General features: G+C 72.8%; 18 protein-coding genes. 15 read left to right on the top strand and 3 right to left on the bottom strand.

From position 1 onward, the window contains the following. Positions 1 to 3 precede the first annotated feature (3 nt). The 6 genes from FHX46_RS08240 to FHX46_RS08215 are packed head-to-tail and all read left to right on the top strand — an operon-like array spanning position 4 to position 8,672. A complete protein-coding gene (locus FHX46_RS08240) occupies positions 4 to 963 on the top strand; it encodes an ABC transporter permease (protein ID WP_167112116.1) in 960 nt (319 codons plus the stop codon). Next, positions 963 to 2,939 carry a dipeptide/oligopeptide/nickel ABC transporter permease/ATP-binding protein gene (locus FHX46_RS08235; protein WP_167121259.1) on the top strand — a complete coding sequence of 659 codons (1,977 nt, stop codon included), beginning with the start codon at positions 963 to 965 and terminating at the stop codon, positions 2,937 to 2,939. Before FHX46_RS08240 ends, FHX46_RS08235 begins: the two co-directional genes overlap by 1 nt. Continuing rightward, a complete protein-coding gene (locus tag FHX46_RS08230) occupies positions 2,936 to 3,904 on the top strand; it encodes an oligopeptide/dipeptide ABC transporter ATP-binding protein (RefSeq protein WP_167112114.1) in 969 nt (322 codons plus the stop codon). Before FHX46_RS08235 ends, FHX46_RS08230 begins: the two co-directional genes overlap by 4 nt. Further along, complete coding sequence (locus FHX46_RS08225) at positions 3,901 to 4,824, top strand: dihydrodipicolinate synthase family protein (RefSeq protein WP_167112112.1); 924 nt, start codon at positions 3,901 to 3,903, stop codon at positions 4,822 to 4,824. Before FHX46_RS08230 ends, FHX46_RS08225 begins: the two co-directional genes overlap by 4 nt. Continuing rightward, entirely contained in the window at positions 4,821 to 6,797 is a 1,977-nt protein-coding gene (locus tag FHX46_RS08220; RefSeq protein WP_167112110.1) for a beta-galactosidase, read from the top strand. Before FHX46_RS08225 ends, FHX46_RS08220 begins: the two co-directional genes overlap by 4 nt. A gap of 15 nt (positions 6,798 to 6,812) precedes the next feature. Next, the gene (locus FHX46_RS08215) at positions 6,813 to 8,672 is read left to right on the top strand and encodes a sialidase family protein (protein ID WP_167112108.1); all 1,860 of its coding nucleotides are present in this window, start codon (positions 6,813 to 6,815) and stop codon (positions 8,670 to 8,672) included. A 177-nt stretch (positions 8,673 to 8,849) separates the two neighbouring features. Here FHX46_RS08215 and FHX46_RS08210 read toward each other — a convergent pair whose 3' ends face one another. The 3 genes from FHX46_RS08210 to FHX46_RS08200 are packed head-to-tail and all read right to left on the bottom strand — an operon-like array spanning position 8,850 to position 12,736. Beyond that, on the bottom strand, positions 8,850 to 10,430 hold the full coding sequence (locus FHX46_RS08210; protein ID WP_167112106.1) for an alpha-amylase family glycosyl hydrolase: 1,581 nt from the start codon (positions 10,428 to 10,430) through the stop codon (positions 8,850 to 8,852). Between the two features lie 42 nt (positions 10,431 to 10,472). Next, positions 10,473 to 11,324 (bottom strand): ROK family protein, encoded by an 852-nt coding sequence (locus tag FHX46_RS08205; protein ID WP_167112104.1) that lies wholly within the window; start codon positions 11,322 to 11,324, stop codon positions 10,473 to 10,475. Beyond that, positions 11,321 to 12,736, bottom strand: a complete 1,416-nt coding sequence (locus FHX46_RS08200; protein ID WP_167112102.1) for an aminotransferase-like domain-containing protein — start codon at positions 12,734 to 12,736, stop codon at positions 11,321 to 11,323. Before FHX46_RS08200 ends, FHX46_RS08205 begins: the two co-directional genes overlap by 4 nt. Before the next feature lie 110 nt (positions 12,737 to 12,846). On the opposite strand from FHX46_RS08200, the gene FHX46_RS08195 reads away from it, so the two are divergent. The 9 genes from FHX46_RS08195 (at position 12,847) to FHX46_RS08155 (ending at position 20,054) form a co-directional block, all read left to right on the top strand. Further along, positions 12,847 to 13,731: an NADP-dependent phosphogluconate dehydrogenase gene (locus tag FHX46_RS08195; protein ID WP_167112101.1), complete on the top strand. Its 885-nt coding sequence runs from the start codon at positions 12,847 to 12,849 to the stop codon at positions 13,729 to 13,731. Next, positions 13,724 to 14,254, top strand: a complete 531-nt coding sequence (gene hxlB / locus FHX46_RS08190; protein ID WP_167112099.1) for a 6-phospho-3-hexuloisomerase — start codon at positions 13,724 to 13,726, stop codon at positions 14,252 to 14,254. Before FHX46_RS08195 ends, hxlB begins: the two co-directional genes overlap by 8 nt. Next, on the top strand, positions 14,251 to 15,006 hold the full coding sequence (locus FHX46_RS08185) for a phosphoenolpyruvate hydrolase family protein (RefSeq protein ID WP_167112097.1): 756 nt from the start codon (positions 14,251 to 14,253) through the stop codon (positions 15,004 to 15,006). Before hxlB ends, FHX46_RS08185 begins: the two co-directional genes overlap by 4 nt. Continuing rightward, entirely contained in the window at positions 14,991 to 15,923 is a 933-nt protein-coding gene (locus FHX46_RS28435; protein WP_167112095.1) for a shikimate dehydrogenase, read from the top strand. The genes FHX46_RS08185 and FHX46_RS28435 overlap by 16 nt, the downstream gene beginning before the upstream one ends. Further along, positions 15,920 to 17,056 carry an epoxide hydrolase family protein gene (locus tag FHX46_RS08175; RefSeq protein WP_167112093.1) on the top strand — a complete coding sequence of 379 codons (1,137 nt, stop codon included), beginning with the start codon at positions 15,920 to 15,922 and terminating at the stop codon, positions 17,054 to 17,056. The genes FHX46_RS28435 and FHX46_RS08175 overlap by 4 nt, the downstream gene beginning before the upstream one ends. 115 nt (positions 17,057 to 17,171) lie before the next feature. Beyond that, entirely contained in the window at positions 17,172 to 17,540 is a 369-nt protein-coding gene (locus FHX46_RS08170; protein WP_167112091.1) for an ArsR/SmtB family transcription factor, read from the top strand. Then, positions 17,541 to 18,161 carry a pyridoxamine 5'-phosphate oxidase family protein gene (locus FHX46_RS08165; RefSeq protein ID WP_167112089.1) on the top strand — a complete coding sequence of 207 codons (621 nt, stop codon included), beginning with the start codon at positions 17,541 to 17,543 and terminating at the stop codon, positions 18,159 to 18,161. It abuts the gene before it with no gap. A gap of 76 nt (positions 18,162 to 18,237) precedes the next feature. Next, entirely contained in the window at positions 18,238 to 19,473 is a 1,236-nt protein-coding gene (locus FHX46_RS08160) for an MFS transporter (protein ID WP_167112087.1), read from the top strand. A 152-nt stretch (positions 19,474 to 19,625) separates the two neighbouring features. Continuing rightward, complete coding sequence (locus FHX46_RS08155; RefSeq protein ID WP_167112085.1) at positions 19,626 to 20,054, top strand: hypothetical protein; 429 nt, start codon at positions 19,626 to 19,628, stop codon at positions 20,052 to 20,054. The last annotated feature ends 3 nt before the right edge of the window (positions 20,055 to 20,057 follow it).

The raw sequence follows: 20,057 nt of genomic DNA, 5'->3' as shown, positions 1-20,057 counted from the left end.
GCCATGGTCGTCGTCCTCCGGATGCTGCTCGCGCGCATCCTCGCCCTGATCCCGCTGCTGCTCGGCGTGATCCTGTTCGTGTTCGTGGTCATGCAGTTCTCCCCCGTCGACCCGGCGCTGGCCGCGTTCGACGGGGCGAACGCCACCCAGGAGCAGCTCGACCAGTTCCGCCGGGACAACGGTCTGCTCGACCCGCTGCCGCTGCAGTACGTGCACTTCGTGTGGCACCTGCTGCAGGGTGACTTCGGCACGAGCGTGATCACCCGGGAACCGGTGGGGCACACCATCGCCACCGCGCTGCCGCTGACGGTGCAGCTGACCCTGCTGGGCCTGCTGATCGCGGTCGTCGCCAGCCTCGTGCTCGGCGTGACGTCGGCGCTGTTCCGCGACCGCTGGCCGGACCAGCTGATCCGGATCGTCACGCTGGCCGGCGTCGCCGCGCCCGCGTTCTGGATCGCGGTGCTGCTCGTGCAGTGGCTCGCGGTGGGTCAGGGCCTGTTCCCCACCAGCGGGTACGTCAGCCCGGCCGACTCGTTCGGCGGCTGGTTGAACTCGCTGACCCTGCCGGCGGTGTCGCTGGCGCTGCCGGTGGCCGCGCAGCTGACCCGGATCATCCGCACCTCGATGGTGGAGGAACTGGACAAGGACTACGTCCGCACCGCGCGCGGCGGCGGGTTGCCACCGGTGGTGGTCGTCGGCCGGAACGTGCTCCGCAACGCGTTGATCAACCCCCTCACCGTGCTCGGCCTGCGGGTCGGCTACCTGCTGGGCGGCGCCGTCGTGATCGAGACGATGTTCGCGCTGCCCGGGATGGGACAGAACATGATCCGAGCCGTCACCGACGGTGACACCGCGAAGGTCCAGGGCTTCGTGATCACGATCGCCGTCGGATTCGTCCTGGTCAACCTGATCGTCGACGTGCTGTACCTGATCGTGAACCCGCGCCTGCGGAGCCGGTCGTGATGCGGCAGCTGTACCGGCCCGGGCTCACGAAACGGCTGTCCCGGCCCGGTATCCGGTTCCGGCGGCTCGGCACGGCGTCCTGGGTCGCGGTCGTGCTGCTGGTCCTGCTAGCGCTGGTCGCCCTCGTCGGACCGCTGCTGGTCAAGGACCCGTACGCGCTGGGCACCGAGGTCACCGGGCCGAACGCCGCGCACTGGTTCGGCACCGACCAGTCCGGTCGCGACATCCTCTCCCGCGTGGTGCACGGCACCCGCTGGTCGCTCGCGATCGGCCTGGGGGCCGCCGTGCTCGCGCTGCTCGCCGGCGCGCTGATCGGCGCGATCGCCGCCACCTCGGGGCGCGCGGTGGACGCGGTGATCATGCGCGTGCTGGACGTGCTGATGGCCTTCCCGGGCATCGCGCTCGCCGCGGTGTTCGTGGCGGTGTTCGGCCGCGGCATCGAGGTGCTGATCTTCGCGATCGCGTTCGTCAACGTGCCGCCGGTGGCGCGGGTGGTCCGGGCCAACGTGCTCGCGCAGTACGGCGAGGACTACGTGGCGGCCGAGCACATCATCGGCGCCCGGCGGTTCTTCATCCTGGTGCGGCACGTCGCGGTGAACTGCGCCGCGCCGATCCTGGTGTACTGCACGGTGATGGTCGCCGACGCCATCGTCTTCGAGGCGTCGCTGTCGTTCATCGGCGCGGGCATCCAGCCGCCCGACCCGTCGTGGGGCTCGGTGCTCTCCGACGGCAAGGACATGGTGCTGACCGGCGGCTGGTGGGCCACCCTGTTCCCCGGCCTGATGATCCTGATCACCGTGCTGGCGCTGAACGTGCTGTCGGAAGGGATTTCCGACGCGTGGGCCGCGCCGTCGGCCCGCACCGCCCGTGCCGCGGAGGTCGCGAAGGCGGTCGTCGCCGAGGAGGCGGCCGAGAACGTCGCGCCGGTGCTGCCGATCCGCGGCCTGCGTGAGGTCGGCGAGCGGCTCAGCCGCCGTTCCCGCACCCTCACCGACCGCGAACCTCTGCTGTCGGTGGAGGGGCTGACGATCTCCTTCCCGGAACGGCACAACGGCGTCAACGTGGTCGACGACGTGTCGTTCACCGTCCGGCCGGGCGAGGTGCTGGGCCTGATCGGCGAGTCCGGCTGCGGCAAGTCGCTGACCGCGCTGTCGGTCGTCGGCCTGCAACCGCGGACCGCGCAGCTGTCCGGCCGGCTGATGTTCGACGGGCACGACCTGCTGACGATGAAACCGTCGGCGCGGCGCCGGCACCTCGGGCACGACATCGCGATGATCTACCAGGACGCGCTCAGCTCGCTGAACCCGGCGATGACGATCCACGCGCAGCTCAAGCAGTTCACCCGGCGCGGCGGCACGCGCAGCCCGCGTGAACTCGTCGAGCTCGTGAACCTCGACCCGGACCGGACGTTGGGGGCCTATCCGCACGAGCTGTCCGGCGGGCAGCGCCAGCGGGTGCTGATCGCGATGGCGCTGTCCCGCAGCCCCAAGCTGATCGTGGCCGACGAGCCGACCACCGCGCTCGACGTGACGGTCCAGGCGCAGGTCATCGCGCTGCTGCTGCGCCTGCAGGAGGAACTCGGGTTCGCGCTCGTGCTGGTGTCGCACGACCTGGCGCTGGTGTCCGACGTCGCCGACCGCGTGGTGGTGATGTACGGCGGGCAGGTCGCCGAAGCCGGCACGACCGCGGAGATCGTCGGCGCGCCGCGGCACCACTACACGCGCGGCCTGCTCAGCGCGGTGCTGTCGCTGGAGGAGAACGATGCGAGGCTCACCCAGATCAAGGGTGTCGTCCCCCCGCCCGCCGAGTTCGCCCCCGGCTGCCGGTTCTCCGACCGCTGCCCCGCCGCGCGGGCGCACTGCCGGGTCGAGCCGCCGGTGGTCGCCGGTGACGGCATGCACCACCTGGTCGCCTGCCACCACCCCGCCGAACCGATCACCGCACCGGAGGTCCTGGTGAAGGGAGCCCCGGCATGAGCCTGCTGGAACTCGACGGCGTGCACGTCGTGCACAAGATCCGGTCGTCCGGACTGCTCGGGCGCGACTCCGTGCACGCGCTGACCGACGCGTCGCTGACCGTCCGCCCCGGCGAGACGATCGGCGTGGTCGGCGAGTCCGGCTGCGGCAAGACGACGCTGGCGAAGGTCGTGGTCGGACTGCAGAAGCCCACCCGTGGTGTCGTGCGGTTCCGCGGGAAACCGTTGTGGGAGCGCAGTTCCGTGCGGCGCGACTTCGGCCGCGACATCGGGATGATCTTCCAGGACCCGTCCACCGCGCTGAACCGGCGCATGTCCATCGCCCGCATCGTGCGTGATCCGCTGGACGTGCACCAGGTCGGCACGCCGGCCGAGCGCGCCGAACGGGTGCGCGAGCTGATGGAACTGGTCGGCCTGCCGGCCAGCGTCGCCGACGCGGTACCCGGCCAGCTCTCCGGCGGGCAGCGGCAGCGGGTGGCGATCGCGCGGGCGCTGGCGCTGGAGCCGTCCCTGCTGGTCGCCGACGAACCGACCTCCGCGCTGGACGTCTCGGTGCGTGCCCAGATCCTCAACCTGCTGCTCGACCTGCGCGAGCGGCTGAACCTGGGGATGATCTTCGTCTCGCACGACATCCAGACCGTGCGGAAGATGAGCGACCGCATCGTCACGATGTACCTCGGCCGCATCGTCGAGGACGCACCGGCGGCGGCCATCCCGGGCGAGGCGCGGCACCCGTACACGCGGGCGTTGTTCTCGGCGACGCCGAGCCTGCTCAACCCGATCGAACCGATAGTGCTGACCGGGCCGGTGCCGTCCGCGGTCAACCCACCCAGCGGCTGTCCGTTCCGCACCCGGTGTCCGAAAGCGACGGACGAGTGCGCCGAGGCGGTGCCACCGGCGTCGGAGGCCGGCGCCGGGCACACCTACCACTGCATCCACCCAGAACTCGAAGTGAGTGTTCGATGACTCGATTCACCGGCATCATCCCGCCGCTGTGCACCCCGTTCCGGGACGACTTCACGATCGACGTCGACTCGCTGCGGCGGCACCTGGACGTCCAGCTGGACGCGGGTGTGCACGGGGTGTTCGTGCTCGGTTCGTCCAGCGAGGTGGCCTTCCTGCCGGACCGGCAGCGCCGGGTGGTGATCGAGACGACGGTGGAGCACGTCGGCGGCCGGGTCCCGGTGCTGGCCGGCTGCATCGACATGACGACACTGCGGGTGGCCGAGCACATCCGCGTCGCCGAGGAGGCCGGCGCGGACGCACTGGTCATCACCGCGCCCTACTACACGCGCACGCACGTCGCGGAGATCGAGCAGCACTTCCGGCTGCTGCACGCGCAGGCCACGCTGCCGATCTTCGCCTACGACATCCCGATGGCGGTGCACACCAAGCTGGACCGGGAGATGGTGCTGCGCCTGGCCGCGGACGGCGTGATCGCCGGCATCAAGGACTCCAGCGGTGACGAGGCCGGGTTCAGCGCGCTGCTGCTGGGACGGCAGGAGCGCGGACTGTCCGGGTTCGCCGTGTTCACCGGATCGGAACTGGTCGTGGACCTGGCGCTGCAGATCGGAGCCGACGGCGCGGTGCCCGGACTGGCCAATGTGGACCCGCGAGGGTACGTGTCCATCTGGGACAGTGTGCGCGCGGGCGATCTCGCCGCGGCCCGGCGGGAGCAGGAACGGCTCCTGCGGCTGTTCGACATCACGTGCGCCGCACCGCCGGAGCGGATGGGGCGCGGCTCGGCCGGGCTGGGCGCGTTCAAGGCGGCGATGAAGATGCGCGGGTTCATCGACAACCCGGTGATGGCGCCCCCGCAGCTCCCGCTCAACGACGAGGAACTGCTCCGGATCAAGGGCACGCTCACCGAGGCGGGCCTGCTGTGATCTCCTACGGCGCCGACTACAACCCCGAACACTGGGCGCCCGAGGTCTGGGACGAAGACGTCAAGCTGATGACCGAGGCCGGCGTCACGCTGGTGACGCTGGGCGTGTTCTCCTGGGCGAAGGTGGAGCCGCGGCCGGGCGAGTACGACTTCGGCTGGGTCGACGCGGTGATGGACAAGCTCGCCGACGCCGGCATCGGCGTGGCACTGGCGACCATGACCGCGTCCCCGCCGCCGTGGCTGACCCACCGCCACCCCGAGGTGCTGCCGGTCCGCGAGGACGGCACCCGGCTGTCGGCCGGGTCGCGCCAGCAGTTCTGCCCGTCCAGCCCGGTGTTCCGGGAGCACGCGGCCCGCCTGGTGGAGCAGCTCGCCACCCGGTACGGCGACCACCCGGCGCTGAAGATCTGGCACGTCGGCAACGAGTACGGCTGCCACATCCGGGCGTGCTACTGCGACGTCTCCGCCGCCGACTTCCGGTCCTGGCTGCGCGAGCGCTACGGCAACCTCGACGCCCTCAACGCCGCGTGGTCCACCACGTTCTGGTCGCAGGGCTACTCGGACTGGGCGGAGATCCAGCCACCGCGGGTCGCGCCGTCGTTCCGCAACCCGGCCCAGCAGCTGGACTACCAGCGGTTCTCCTCCGACGCGTCGCTGGGCTGCTACCGCACCGAGGCGGAGGTGCTGCGCCGGCTGACCCCGCACGTCCCGCTCACCACCAACTTCGTCGGCCTGGTGCAGAAGGCGCTGGACTGGCACGCGTGGGAACCGCACGAGGACGTCGTGTCGCTGGACTCCTACCCCGAGCCCTACGACCCGCGCGGCCACGTGGAGGCCGCGTTCGGCTACGACCTGGTGCGGTCGCTGAAGGACGGCCGGCCGTGGATGCTGCTGGAGCACGCGCCCAGCGCGGTGAACTGGCGCACGCACAACGGCGCGAAACCGCCGGGCGTGATGCGCCAGGGCGTGCTGCAGGCCGTGGCACGCGGCGCGGACGCGGCGATGTTCTTCCAGTGGCGGCAGAGCCGCGGCGGCGCGGAGAAGTTCCACTCCGCGATGGTGCCGCACGCCGGTGCGGACACCCGGGTGTTCGCCGAGGCCCGCGCGCTGGGCCAGGACCTCGCGGCGCTGGCCGACGTGGCCGGCACACGCGTGCGGTCGGACGTGGCGTTCCTGCACGACTGGGACAGCTGGTGGGCGCTGGAGCTGGACGCGCACCCCTCGGCCGACGTCACCCAGCTCGACGCGCACCTCGCGCACTACGCGCCGTTCTTCGACGCCGGTGTCACCTGCGACGTGGTGCGGCCGACCCGTGATCTGTCGGCGTACCGGCTGGTCGTGGTGCCGAACCTGTACCTGCTCGAGAACGAGGTCGCCGAGGGCCTGCGCCGCTACGTCGAGGGCGGCGGGCACCTGCTGGTGTCGTTCTTCTCCGGCATCGTCGACGCCTGCGACCGCGCCCACCTGGGCGGGTACCCGGTGGCTCCGCTGCGCGAGACGCTCGGCGTGCGGGTGGAGGAGTTCTGGCCGCTCGCCCCGGGCACGACCGTGCCGCTGACCTCGGGCGCCACCGGCACCCTGTGGTCGGAGGCGATGTCGGCGGAGGGCGCGGAGGTCGTCGACGCGTTCACCGGCGGTGACCTGACCGGTTCGCCCGCGATCACCCGGCACGGCTACGGCGCCGGGGTCGCCTGGTACCTCGGCACCCGGCCCGATCCGGACGGGATGCGGCGCCTGGTCGACCGGATCGCCGCCGAGGCGGGCGTGGCACCGGTACTGCCGGGGCTGCCGGCCGGTGTGCAGGCCGTGCGCCGGGCCGGGCCGGACCGGGAGTTCCTGTTCCTGCTGAACCACAACACCGAAAAGGTCCAGATCGGCCTGCCGGAACCGGCACCCGACCTGCTCACCGGCTCGGCGCCCGCGGCCCGGCACACGCTGGCGCCGCGCGGGGTCGCGGTTTTGCGCATCCACTGACCGAAGGGAAGGCAGATGAGATCGTCCGCAGCGTGGCGCGCGGTCCCGCTCGTGGTAGCGGTGCTGCTCGCCGGCCTGCTCGGGGGCACCCCCGCCTCCGCCGACACCGCCAGACCCGGGTTCGACCAGCAGGCGCTGTTCAACCCCAAGCAGGAGCAGGGCTACTCCTGCTTCCGCATCCCCGCCATCGTCAAGAGCACCCACGACACCCTCCTGGCCTTCGCCGAGGGCCGGGTGCACGACTGCGGCGACGCCGGTGACATCGACCTCGTCCTCAAGCGCTCCACCGACGGCGGCAAGACCTGGTCGCCGCTGAGCGTCGTCAACCCCGGCGACGGCGACACGCACGGCAACCCGGTGCCGATCGTGGACCAGACCACCGGGCGCATCGTCCTGATCACCACCTACAACGCCGGCCGCACGGACGGCAAGGGCTGCGCGGTGCCGTGCGCCCGCACCCCGCACGTGCAGTACAGCGACGACGACGGGCTGACTTGGTCGGCGCCCGTCGACATCAGCGCGCAGGCGAGCCGGCCGGAGTGGGACGCGTGGTACGCCTCGGGTCCGGTGCACGGCATCCAGCTCAGCAAGGGCCCGCACCGCGGGCGCCTGGTGTTCGGTGTGAACGCGGAGACCGCGCAGGGCACCAACCCGGTGGTCAACTACGGCGCGCTCGTCTACAGCGACGACCACGGCCAGACCTGGCACATCGGCGCGGTGGACAGCTACCCGTTCCAGGCGAAGGGGCCGTTCCCGCAGAAGCCGTCGGAGATCAGCGTCGTGGAGCTGGCCGACGGGTCGGTCTACGCCGGTGGCCGCGAGCAGAGCGGCACCGACATCGGCAACCGCGACTTCGCGATCAGCCGGGATGGCGGGGAGACGTTCAGCCAGCCGTTCCGGACGATCCCCGACCTGGTGACGCCGATGGTGCAGGGTTCGCTGCTGCGCCTGGACCGGCCGGGACCGGACCGCATCCTGTTCGCCTCGCCGTCGGACACCGACCGGCGCCGGTGGATGATGATCCGCTCGTCCTACGACGGCGGCCGGAGCTGGGAGGACGCCGAGCAGGGCACCCGGGTCACCGACGACTGGTCCGGCTACTCGGACATGGTGCAGATCACCGGCCGGCACGCGGCCACGACCGAGATCGGGCTGATGTACGAGGGCGGTCCGGTGGACGCCCGGGACGAGATCCGCTTCGCGCGCTTCGCCGAGGACGTGCTCGGCTGGCGCAACTCGCCCGGCCCGACGACCCGGGACGTGTCGGGTCAGCGGTCCAACGCCTACCTGATCGGCGACCCGGCGACGGTCCCCGGCCGCTACGGCAGCGCGCTGGAACTGGACGGCGTGGACGACTTCGTCCGCGTGCCCTACGACAGCTCGCAGCTGGTCGGGGACGGTGACTTCACCTGGACCGGCTGGGTGAACTACGGCGCGTCGACGAGCAACCAGGTGTTCTTCTGGATGGGCGGCATGGGCTCGACCGCGCCGCAGATCTGGCTGCGCGGCGAACCGGCCGCGAACCGCCTGATCGCCTCGATGACCACCCCCTCCGGCACGAAGCAGATCAGCTCCGCGGGTGCCTACGCGGATCAGCAGTGGCACCACGTGGCGTTGCAGCGCACCGGCGGGCAGCTGGTGCTGTGGGTCGACGGCGCGCAGGTGGCCGCCGGTCCGGCCGCGGCCGGTTCGGTGACCCAGACGGTGTCGTTCCAGTTCTGGCTGGGCCGCCGCCTCGACGGCACCTTCGGGCTGACGGGCGACCTGGACGAGGTCCGGCTCTACCGCCGCGCCCTGTCACCGTCCGAACTGGACAGCATCCGCACGGCGAACGCCCCGGTGCGGGACTCGCTCGTGCTGCGGCTGCCGTTCTGATCCCCGGTGGTCCGGCCCCTCGCAGGGGCCGGACCACCACTCCGCGCGCCGTGTTCACCACCCCGCGCGCCGTGTTGGCCACTCCGCGCGCCGTGTTGGCCACTCCGCGCGCCGTGTTGGCCACTCCGCGCGCCGCTGCGCGGCGTCGCGGCACTCACCCGCACGTGCGTCGGCACATCACCCCGCAGCCGCCGCCTCCTGCCGCAGCATCACCGCCTGGCCGGGCGCCAGTTCGGCGGGCACCCGGTCCGCCTCGGGGTCGTCGGTGTCGAACTCGCATCGCCACCGGCCCGGACCGGGGTCGAACGGGTGCGGTGCCTCGGACAGGTTGGCGGCGACCACGATCGGGCCGGTGCGGTAGCCGAGCACGTCCCCGCTGTCCTCGAGCCACAGCGGTGCGGTGCGGGCGCACGCGGTGCGGGCGCGGGCGGCGATCAGCCTGCGGTGTATCGACAGCGGCGAGGACGGGTCGTCCCGCTGCTCCGCCACCGTGTCCCCCGGGCGGCGATCACCGAAGGGCAGCCACGCCGCCGGCGCGGTGGTGAAGCCCAGGCCCGGCCCCGGCTCCCAGGGCATTGGGGTGCGGGCGCCGTCGCGTGACTGGCTGCCGCCGTCGGCCGCGGCGAGCGGGTCCTGGGCGTGTCCGGGTGGGACGGTCCCGTCGGGCAGGCCCAGTTCCTCCCCGTTGTAGAGGAACGGGATGCCCGGCAGCCCCATCAGCAGAGTGGCCACCGCGATGGCGCGCCGGGCGCTGCCGTAGCGGGTGACGGCGCGCTTGCGGTCGTGGCTGCTCTGCACCCAGGCGAGGTTGGGCGCGGCGGCGGCCGCGGCCCGCAGCATGGTGGCCACCCGCTCGGGCGCCCAGCCGGACTCGACCAGTCCGAACCAGAACGTGGAGTGCAGGCCGTCCGCCTGCACGTAGGTGGCGAGCCGGGCGGGGTCGAGGATGTACACCTCGCCGATCAGCACCGCGTGGTAGAAGTCGGCGATCGCGCGCCAGCGGCGGTGGATGTCCATCGCCGAGGGCTGCTCGATGTCGTACCGGTGGTCCTGCCGCAGCCACTCGGCCGCCACCCCGCCCTGCACCGGCACGTCTTCCGCCGCCAGCCACGGGTTGTCGGGGAGTCCGGGGTGCTTGGTGAGGTAGTGCGCGGTGTCGATGCGGAAGCCGTCGAGGCCGCGGTCGAACCAGAAGCGCAGGATGTCGTCGACCTCGTCGGCGACCTCCGGGTTCTGCCAGTTGAGGTCCGGCTGGTCCGGCGTGAACAGGTGGAGGTAGTACTGGCCGGTGTGCTCGTCGAACGTCCACGCGGGACCGCCGAAGTGCGAGAGCCAGTTGTTCGGCGGGCCGCCGTCCGGCGCGGGGTCGCGCCAGATGTAGCGGTCCCGCATCGGGTCGGTGCGGGACCGGCGCGCGCTGCGGAACCACGGGTGCTCGCTGCTGGTGTGGTTCACCACGAGGTCGGCGACGACCCGGATGCCCCGCTCGTGCGCGGCGCACAGCAGCTTGTCCACATCGTCCAGTGTGCCGTAGCGCGGGTCGACCCCGCGGTAGTCGGCGACGTCGTACCCGTGGTCCCGCATCGGCGAGGGGTGGAACGGACTGATCCACAGCAAGGTGACGCCGAGGTCGTGGAGGTGGTCCAGACGGCTGATCAGACCGGGCAGATCGCCCCAGCCGTCGCCGTCGCTGTCCTGAAAGGACGGCAGGTACACCTGGTAACCGATGGCGTCCTGCCACCATGGACGATCGCGCATGGCACCAGGAAACCTCGCCGCGGCGGGGGTTTCCAGAACCAATCAGCAAGGATTGGCCGCCAGTGCCGCGCCGAGGACCCCGGCGTCGTCGCCGAGCTGCGCCGGGAGCACCGCCCCGGTGTGCCACCGCAGGGTACGCGCGGCGGCGAGGTAGGCGTCCCGGATCGGGCCGGAGCGGGCGATGAGGCCGCCGCCGAGCACGACGGTGTGCGGCGCGAGCACGGCGCAGAGGCTGTCCAGCCCGCGGGCGAACTGCCGGGCGTGCTGCTCCAGCGCGGCCACCGCGCGTGGTTGTCCGGCCACGACAGCGGCGGCGAGTCGCGCGGCACCGGGTGTTCCGTCCCCGGCCGGGCCCAGCGCGGCGCCGGTCCGGTTCAGCGCGACGCCGCCCGCGAGCTGTTCCCAGCACCCGCTGTTGCCGCACCGGCACGGCGGTCCCCCGGCCTCCAGCACCAGGTGACCGACCTCGCCGGCGTGCCCGGCGCCCTCGAGCAGCCGCCCGCCGGTCACCACCGCCCCGCCCAGCCCGGTGCCCACGGTCACCAGCAGGACCGTGGCCGCACCGGTGCCCGCGCCGAGGCGGGCCTCGGCCAGTCCGGCGGCGCGGGCGTCGTTGAGCACGGTCACCGGACGGCCCAGCTCCGCCGCAAAGTCCACACCGGACAGCCCGAGGTTCGCCGACCAGGTCAGCACGCCGTCCCGGACGGTACCGGCGACCGCCAGGCCCACCGCGGACACCTCGGGGTGGGCCGCCACGACGGACCGGAGCGCGTCCAGCCGGGCGGTGGGATCGGGTGGCAGCGCCTGCCGGGTCACGCCGCTGAGCCGGCCCGCCCGGTCCACCAGCCCAGCCCGGAGGTGGGTCGCGCCGAGGTCGACGCCCAGGGTGGTCACAGCAGCACCGGCTGGTCGTCGCCGCTGTGCCGGTACCGCGCCCACGCGGCGGCCAGCCGGTGGACGCCTTCGTCGAACACCTCCGGCGGCCGCGCGTACACGATGCGGACGTGGTCGTCGGACAGCCCGCGCGGGGACAGCACGCCACCGGGTACCACCGCCACCCCGAACCGGGTGGCGACCTCGCTGAACGCGGTCGCCGTCCCGGCGGGCAGTTGCAGCCACAGGCTCAGCCCGCCCTCGGGCGGTGTCCACCGGAACTCGGGCAGCAACGCGGTCAGCGTGGCGCCGGCGTGCGCGAGCCGGTCACGGAGCTCGGCGACGCGCTCGGCCCGCACCTCGTCCTCGACGCCGAGCAACCGGGTGGCCAGCACCTGGTCGAGCACCGGGGTGCCGAGGTCGGCGCGTGCCTTGGCGCGGGCGAGCGCGGCCACCAGCGGCGCCGGCCCGCGCACCCAGCCGAGCCGCAGCCCGCCCCAGTGCAGCTTGCTGAGCGAGCCGACGGTCAGCAGGTTGTCCGACTCCGCGTACGCGGCCAGCGGCGGCGGCACCTGCTCGAACACCAGCCCGGCCTGGCTGACGTCGTCCACCACCAGGGTGTCCCGCTCGGCGAGCGCGGTCGCCAGCCGCTTCCGGTCGCCGGCACCGAGGACCCGGCCGAGCGGGCTGAGCGTCGGCACGAGGTACACCAGGCCGGGACGGATGCGGTCGACGAGCGCGGGCAGTTCGTCACCTCCGGCGGTCACCGGCGGGGCACCCCGCAGCGGCACGGACAGCCCGTGCAGCACGTCGAGGATGCCCGGGCTGGTCGGTGCCTCCACGATCGCCGGTTCCCGGTCCGGCAGCGCGTGCCCGGCCAGCAGCGACAAGCCCTGCTGGTCACCGGTGGTGACGAGCACCTGGTCGGCGGCCGTGGGCAGGCCCTGCGCGGTCAGCCGGTCGGCCAGCGCGGCCCGCAGCGCGGGCAGCCCGGCCGGGTGGTAGCCGGGGGTGTCGAGCGCGGCCGCGGTGTCCGGGTCGGCCACGCCCAGCGCGGCGACCGCGTCACGCAGGCGGCGGTGCGCGGGCAGCGCGGCGGTGGCGAGATCGACGAGCGCCGCCGGGTTCCGCAGGGCCGCGACGGGCAGCGAGTCCCGGGGGGCTTCCGCGTTCCCGTTCCGGTGCCCGCCGGTGACCCAGGATCCGCTGCCCTGCCGGGTTTCCAGGACCCCGGCCTCGCGGAGGCGGGCGTAGGCGTGCATCACCGTGCTCCGGCCGATCGCCAGCCGTTTGGCCAATGACCGCTCCGGTGGCAGCACGGTGCCGGGCGGGATGTCGCCGCGCTCGATGGCCGCGGTGAGGGCCGCGGACAACCGGGCGTACAGCGGCCCGGACCGCGCGGACCAGTCGGCGAGCGCGTCCTGGATGTGCATGACGATTCCAACCAATCGGACCTTGATTGGTCCTACTAGAGCGAAGGTAGACACGCCATATTGGCATCAAGGATGTATCCGATGTCAATCCATTGGCGGAAGGTCGAGGAATGCAGCTCGGATTGGTTGGTCTGGGGAAGATGGGCGGGCCCATGGCTCGCCGCATCACCGAGGCCGGGCACGAGGTGGTCGGCGCCGACTCGTCCGCGGACGCGGTCGAGCGGGCCCGCGCGGCGGGCATCACCGCCACCGGTTCACTGGCCGATCTCGTGGCGGCCCTGGCGCCACCGCGCGCGGTGTGGGTGATGGTGCCGCCGCCCCTGACCGGCGGGGTGCTCGACGAGCTCGCCGGGCTCCTCGAGGAGGACGATCTCGTCGTCGACGGCGGCAACAGCGACTGGCGGGAGGCGGCCGGGCGGGCCGAACGGCTGGCCGCGGCCGGTATCCGGTTCCTCGACGTCGGCGTCAGCGGGGGCCAGTGGGGCTGGCGGCACGGGTACGGGCTGACGGTCGGGGGCGCGGCGGAGGACGCCGAGCGCATCGAGCCGGTGCTGACGGCCCTGGCCGCGCCGGGCGCGGTCGCCGTGGTCGGGCCCACGGGTTCCGGCCACTTCGTCAAGGCCGTGCACAACGCCGTGGAGTACGGCCTGATGCAGGCGTACGCGGAAGGCTTCGCGCTGCTGTCCGCGCGCGACGGGCTCGACCCGCTCACGGCGCTGCGCGTGTGGCAGGCGGGCTGTTCGGCCCGGTCGTTCCTGCTGGAGCAGACCGTCGACGCGCTGGCCGCCGACCCCGCGCTCAGCGGTGTCGGCACGGCCGTCGCCGACTCCGGCATGGGCCGCTGGACCGCGGAGGAGGCCGTCCGGCAGGGCATCGCCACGCCGGTGCTGACCGCGGCGTTGCAGGCCAGGTTCACCAGCCGGGACGACGACCGGGCGGCCAACCGTCTGCTCGTCGCCGCGCGGGCGCAGATCGGGGGGCACGCACATGCCTGACGTACTGGACCGGGCGCGGTCGGTGCTCACGGAGGTCCACGACGCGGTGACCTCCGTCGATCCGGCCGCGGCGACCGCTCTCGGCGCGGCCATCGCCTCGGCGCGGACGGTGTTCTTCGACGCGCGGGGCCGTTCGGGTCTGGTGGCGCGCGCCCTGGCGATGCGGTGGATGCACCTCGGATTGCGGGTCCACGTGGCCGGCGAGACCACTTCACCCGCGATCACGGATGGCGACCTGCTGGTCTGCCTGTCCGCGAGCGGCCGCACCGCCGGCCCGCTCGCGAACGCCCGGGTCGCGCGTGCCCGGGGAGCGCGGGTGGCCGTGCTGACCGCGACACCCGACTCCCCGCTCGCCGCGGAGGCTGACCTCGTCGTGGTCGTCCCGGCCCAGGGCCGTCAGCACGGCGGCTCGCTGTTCGAGCAGGCGTGCCTGCTGCTCGGCGACGTCCTGTGCGGGGCCTTCCAGGAAGACCACGCGATCCCGGACGCGGCGCTCGACGAGCGCCACGCGAACCTGCTGTGAACGCACTACTGGCCTCGGCCGCCGGGGACGGGGACACCGCGAGGCGACTGGCCCGCGCGGGGGTGGACGTCATCGTCGCCTACCACTCCAGCGTGCTGCGCCGCCGCGGTCTCCCGTCGGTGGCCGGGTTGCTGCCCTGGGCCAACGCCAACGAGCTGACCCTCGGGATCGCCCCGGAGGTGGTGGCCGCGGCCGGCGGACGGCCGGTGCTGGCGACGGTGTGCGCCAACGACGCCCTGCGCCCGCCCGACCAGGTGCTGGACGAACTGGCCGGGCACGGCGTGGCGGGTGTGCTCAACGCACCGACGACCGCGCTGCTGTCCGGGCCGGTGCGGGCCGCGCTGGAGGACGCCGGGCTCGGCTACCGGCGTGAGGTCGAGCTGATGGCGCTGGCGCGCGACCGCGGGCTGCTGGCGTGGGGGTATGCGTGCACGCCCGAGCAGGCGGCGGCGCTGGTGGCGCACGGCGCCGACGCGGTCGTCGCCCACCTGGGGATCACCCGCGCGGGCGCGCTGACCGCCGAGCACACCGCCACCCTCGCCGCGATGGCGGAGGCGGCCGGGACCGTGCCGCTGCTGGCGCACGGGGGTCCGCTGACCGATCCTGCCGCGTTCCCGCGAACCGGGCAGGATGGGGTCCGCTTCGGATTTTTCGGGGCCTCGGTGTTCGAACGAGCCCAGGACCTGGACAGCACGGTGACCGCGTGGCGGCGGGCCGTGGAGCAGAACGGGGAGACATGCCGGACCACGTGATCACGGTCGAGGACGTCGAGACCTGGACCGGCCCGCCGCTGGTCCTGTTCGCCGGCATCAGCACGGCGGGATCGCTGGCGCACGTCGTGTTCGACGGCTGGGCGGGTGCCCTGGGCCGGTCGTGGGTGCTGCGCGGGATCGACCTGCCGGCGGACAGCCCGCCGCCGGTCTACCGGCGGCTGCTCGCCGCGATGCGCGGCAACCCGTTGGTCCAGGGCGCGGTGGTGACCGCCCACAAGCTGCGGTTGTACCGGGCGTGCGCGGCGGAACTGTCCGAACGCGACCGGCTGGTCGAGCTGACCGGCGAGATCAACACGCTCGCCACCGGCGACCGGGTGGCCGCCTACGCCAACGACGCCCGCTCGCTGACCGCGATCCTGGGCTCGCCCGCGGGCAGCCGGATCGTGTGCCTCGGCGCGGGCGGCGCAGCGACCGCTCTGCTGCTGGCGCTGCACCTGGACGTCGAGATGGGGGTCCCCCGCCCGGATCCGCCGGAGCGGCTGGTGTTCGCCGACATCGATCCGACGGCGCTCGACGCGCTGCAGCGGGTCGCCGAGCGGATCGGCGCGCGGCCGGAGCTGGTGCACCTGTCCGGGCCGGCCGACCACCTCGTCCCGGACGCGACGCTGGTGGTCAACGCCACCGGGCTCGGCAAGGACCGGCCCGGCAGTCCGGTCACCGGCCACGCCCCGTGGACCCCCGGCACGGTGGTGTGGGACCTGAACTACCGGGGGGACCTGACGTTCCTGCACCAGGCGGCGACCCACGGACTGTCCACACAGGATGGCTGGGACTATTTCGTCGCCGGGTGGGCGGGTGCGCTCACCGCGATCGCCGGGGAGCCGTTCACCCCGCACATCCTGTCCGCACTGGCGGCCGCCGCCGCACCACACCGACCGAGGAGGACCGGCACGTGATCCCGTTCCAGATCGACATCCCGGAGGAGGAGCTGACCGACCTGCGGGAGCGGCTCCTGCGCACCAGGTGGCCCGACGAGGAGCCGGTCGGCGACTGGTCGCAGGGCGTGCCGCTGGCCTACCTGCGTGAGCTGTGCGAGTACTGGGCCACCCAGTACGACTGGCGGGCGACCGAGCGGCGCCTCAACGCGCTGCCCCAGTACCGCACGGAGATCGACGGCGTCGGGATCCACTTCCTGCACGTCCGCTCGCCGCACGAGAACGCGTTGCCGTTGATCCTCACGCACGGCTGGCCCGGATCAGTGCTGGAGTTCGAAAAGGCCATCCCGCTGCTGACCGAACCGGACGATCCGGCCGACGCCTTCCACGTGGTGGTCCCGTCGCTGCCGGGCTACGGGTTCAGCGACCGGCCGACCACACCGGGCTGGGGCGTGCAGCGGATCGCCGCCGCGTGGCGCGAGCTGATGGCCGGCCTCGGGTACGAGCGGTACGGCGCGCAGGGCAGCGACTGGGGCACCAGCGTCACCACGAGCATGGGGCAGCAGGACCGCGGCCAGCTGGCGGGCATCCACGTGATGCCCCCGATCGCGGCGCCGGACCCGGCCACCTTCGACGACCTCACCCCGGCCGAGGAGGCGGCACTGGCGGACCTGCGCCACGCGGCCGCGCACGAGACCGGGTACTCGGAGGAGATGACCACCAAGCCGCAGACGGTGGGTTACGCGCTGACCGACTCCCCCGCCGGGCTGTGCGCGTGGATCGTGGAGAAGATCGCGTCCTGGACCGACAGCGGCGGGCGCCCCGAGAAGGTGCTGACCCGCGACGAGATGCTCGACAACATCACGCTGTACTGGCTCACCCGCACGGCCGCCTCGTCGGCGCGCCTGTACTGGGAAAGCTTCCGGCAGGTCGGCGAGTGGTTCAACACGGCGACCGACGACACGGTCCCGGTGCCGACGGGCTGCACGGTGTTCCCGAAGGAGATGCCGCGCCCGTCCCGTCGCTGGGCGGCCCAGCGCTACACCGACATCCGGCACTGGAGCGAACCCGACCGCGGCGGGCACTTCGCGGCCTGGGAGCAACCCGGCCTGTTCGCCGAGGAAGTGCGCGCGTTCTTCCGCACGGTGCGCTGACCACCTCGTTGCTCGTGCCGGGGGGTTCCCGGCACGAGCAACGAGGCTGCGCATGACACCTGCTATTTCGATGGCTATCGTAGGATTCAACAGTCATCGAACCCGGGGGGTGAGGATGCGCGTGTCGGAAGCCGTCCGGCTGCCACAACCGGACCTGGCTCGCGTCGACATCGGGACCGTGCTGCACGCCCTGGCCGATCCGGTGCGCCTGCGGATCGTGCGGATGCTGACCGAGGTCGGCGAGGCCGCCTGCGGCGCGCTCGACCTCCCGGTCAAGCCGTCCACGGTCACGCACCACATGCGCACGCTGCGGGAAAGCGGCCTGGTCGAGATGGAGCTGCGCGGCAATACCCGCGTCAGCAAGGTGCGCCGGGAGGAGCTCGACCAGCGCTTCCCCGGGCTGCTCGCCGCCGTCCTCGACGCCCGGCCCGCGATCGCGGACGACCCGGCGGACCCGGCGGACACCGAGGGGGCAGGACAGTAGATGAGCCGCTACGCACACCTGGCGTACACCGAGAGCGTGCGCCGGGAACAGGAACAGAACGGCAGCGCCGCGGCGGCCGCCCGCGCGCTCACCGGGGGCGAGGTGCCGGATCCGCTGGGCCCGCACGAGGCGGCGTTCATCGCGGCCCGGGACGGGTTCTACCTGGCGAGCGTCAGCGAGACCGGGTGGCCGTACGTGCAGCACCGCGGCGGCCCGGCGGGCTTCGTGCACGTACTGGACGAGCAGACCCTCGGGTTCGCCGACGTCCGGGGCAACCGGCAGTACATCACCACCGGCAACGTCCGGGCCGGCGGGCGGGTGGCCCTGTTCTTCATGGACTACCCGCACCAGGCCCGCCTGAAGATCTTCGGGCACGCCCGGGCCGTCCCCCTCGACGAGGATCCCGGGCTGACGCGAACGCTGACCGAGACGCGCACGGACGGGCGGGTGGAACGCCTGATGGTCATCCGCGTCGAGGGCTTCAACTGGAACTGCCACCAGCACATCACCCCGCGCTACTCCGAGGCCGAGCTCGCCGAGGCACTCGCGCCCGTCCGGGCACGGATCGCCGAACTGGAGGAACAGAACAAGGCGCTGCGTGCGCTGCTCGGGGAGCGGTGATCGGCCCCGCTTGACGCAAAACGGAACCGATCAGTACCATCTGACAAATGGAACTGATCGGTACCGAGGAGGGGTCATGACTCGCACGCCCACACCCGACAGTGGCGGCGCCACGCCGGGAAAGGGCCCGGCCGCGTCGCACTGGCGGAGCGTCCTGATGCTCGGCTTCGGCACGTTCGCGATCGGTACCGACGAGTTCGTCCTGGCCGGCGTGCTGCCCGAGTTCAGCCGGTCGCTGGACGTCTCCATCGCCACCGCCGGCCAGGTGGTCACGGTCTTCGCGCTGACCTGCGCGGTGATGTCGCCGATCCTGGCGACCCTCACCGCCGCGTGGCCCCGCCACCGGGTGCTCAAGCTGTCCGTCCTGCTCTACCTGCTTGGCGTCGTCGGCACCGGGCTCGCCCCGAACTTCCCCGGGGTCCTGATCGCGCAGGTCGTCGCCGCCGCCGGAGCCGGCCTGTACATCCCGGCGGCCAGCGTCACCGCCTCCGCGCTGGTGGGACCCGAGCGCCGCGGCCGGGCCATCGCGGCCGTCACCACCGGACTGACCGCCGCGACCGCCCTGGGCGCACCGATCGGCACCGTCGTGGGCAGCGCGCTCGGGTGGCGGGCGACGATGTGGTTCATCACCCTGCTCACCGTCCTGAGCCTGGTCGGCGTCCTCGCGCTCGTCCCGCGGGTTTCGGTGGCGGCCCCGGGCGGGCTGCGCCAGCGCCTCGCGCCGCTGGGTGACCGTCGCGTCGTCGTCGTCCTCGCCACCACACTGGTCGCGTTCACCGCCGCGTACGTGGTCTACACCTACATGGCCGAGGTGTTCGCCCCGGCCACCGGCGGCGACGGCACCCGGCTCGCGGTGCTGATGTTCGCCTTCGGCCTGACCGGCACGGCGGGCAACTTCTACGCGGGGACGCTCGCCGACCGGTTCGGCGCGCGCCTGGTGGTCGGCGGTGCGGTCACACTGCTCGCGGCGAGCCTGGTCGTCCTGCCGTTCGCGACCGGTTCGTTCCCGGCCGCCCTCGTCATCACGGTGGTCTACGGCATCGCCGCGTGGGGCATCACCACGCCCCAGCAGTCCCGGCTCATCGCCCTGAACCCGGCCTCGGCACCGCTGCTCATCTCGCTCAACGCGGCGTTCCTCTACCTCGCGATCGCCTTCTCCGGCGTGATCGGGGCGGTGGGCATCGGCGCCATCGGCTCCCGGTGGATCAGCCTGATCGGTGCGGTGGTGGCGGTGCTGGCCCTGGCGCTGTCCGAGCTGGGACACCGCCTGGCCAAGCGCCGGTCCACCCCGGTCGCCGAGACCGCCGCCTGACGCAGGAGGCACGGTGGGGGTTGCGTCTGGTTCGTCGCCCTTTCGGATGGTTTTCCGACATGCGGGTTCTGTTAGTCTCTGCCGCGATGTCTGCGTTCTTCGTGAGAAGAGCACATCTGTTCCCGGGCCCGTGTTGATCTGAAGGGGATTCCATGAAGTTGCGAGCCCTCACCATGACCGCACTGACGGTGCTGTCCGCGGTGTTGCTCCCGTTGGCCACCACGCCTGCGGCGTGGGCGGCGGGGCCGCTGAAGTGCCGCAAGGTGCACGGGGCGTTCCCCGGCGCGGAGATCGACGGCACCCTGTGCGAGGGGCACTACTGGACGGTGAAGGGCTGGGTGAAGGACACGGCGGCCGACAAGCACGAGGCGGTGTTCCGCATCCGGTACGTCACCCCCGACGACATGATCCCCTGGCACGAGCAGACCTTCACCCAGGACGTGGCCAGCACGAAGGGCAAGCCGGCCGGCTTCGTGAAGCGGTTCGAGGCGACGTTCGCCGGCACCGCGCACGACCTCGTCGCGCAGCCCTGCATCTTCAACGGCAACGACGGCCGCATCTGCGACAAGAAGTGGTACTGACGG

The sequence above is a fragment of the Amycolatopsis viridis genome (assembly GCF_011758765.1).
Taxonomy (GTDB): Bacteria; Actinomycetota; Actinomycetes; order Mycobacteriales; family Pseudonocardiaceae; genus Amycolatopsis_E; species Amycolatopsis_E viridis.
Note: the sequence above shows the minus strand (reverse complement) of the source record. Positions and strands in the feature narration are given on the sequence as shown.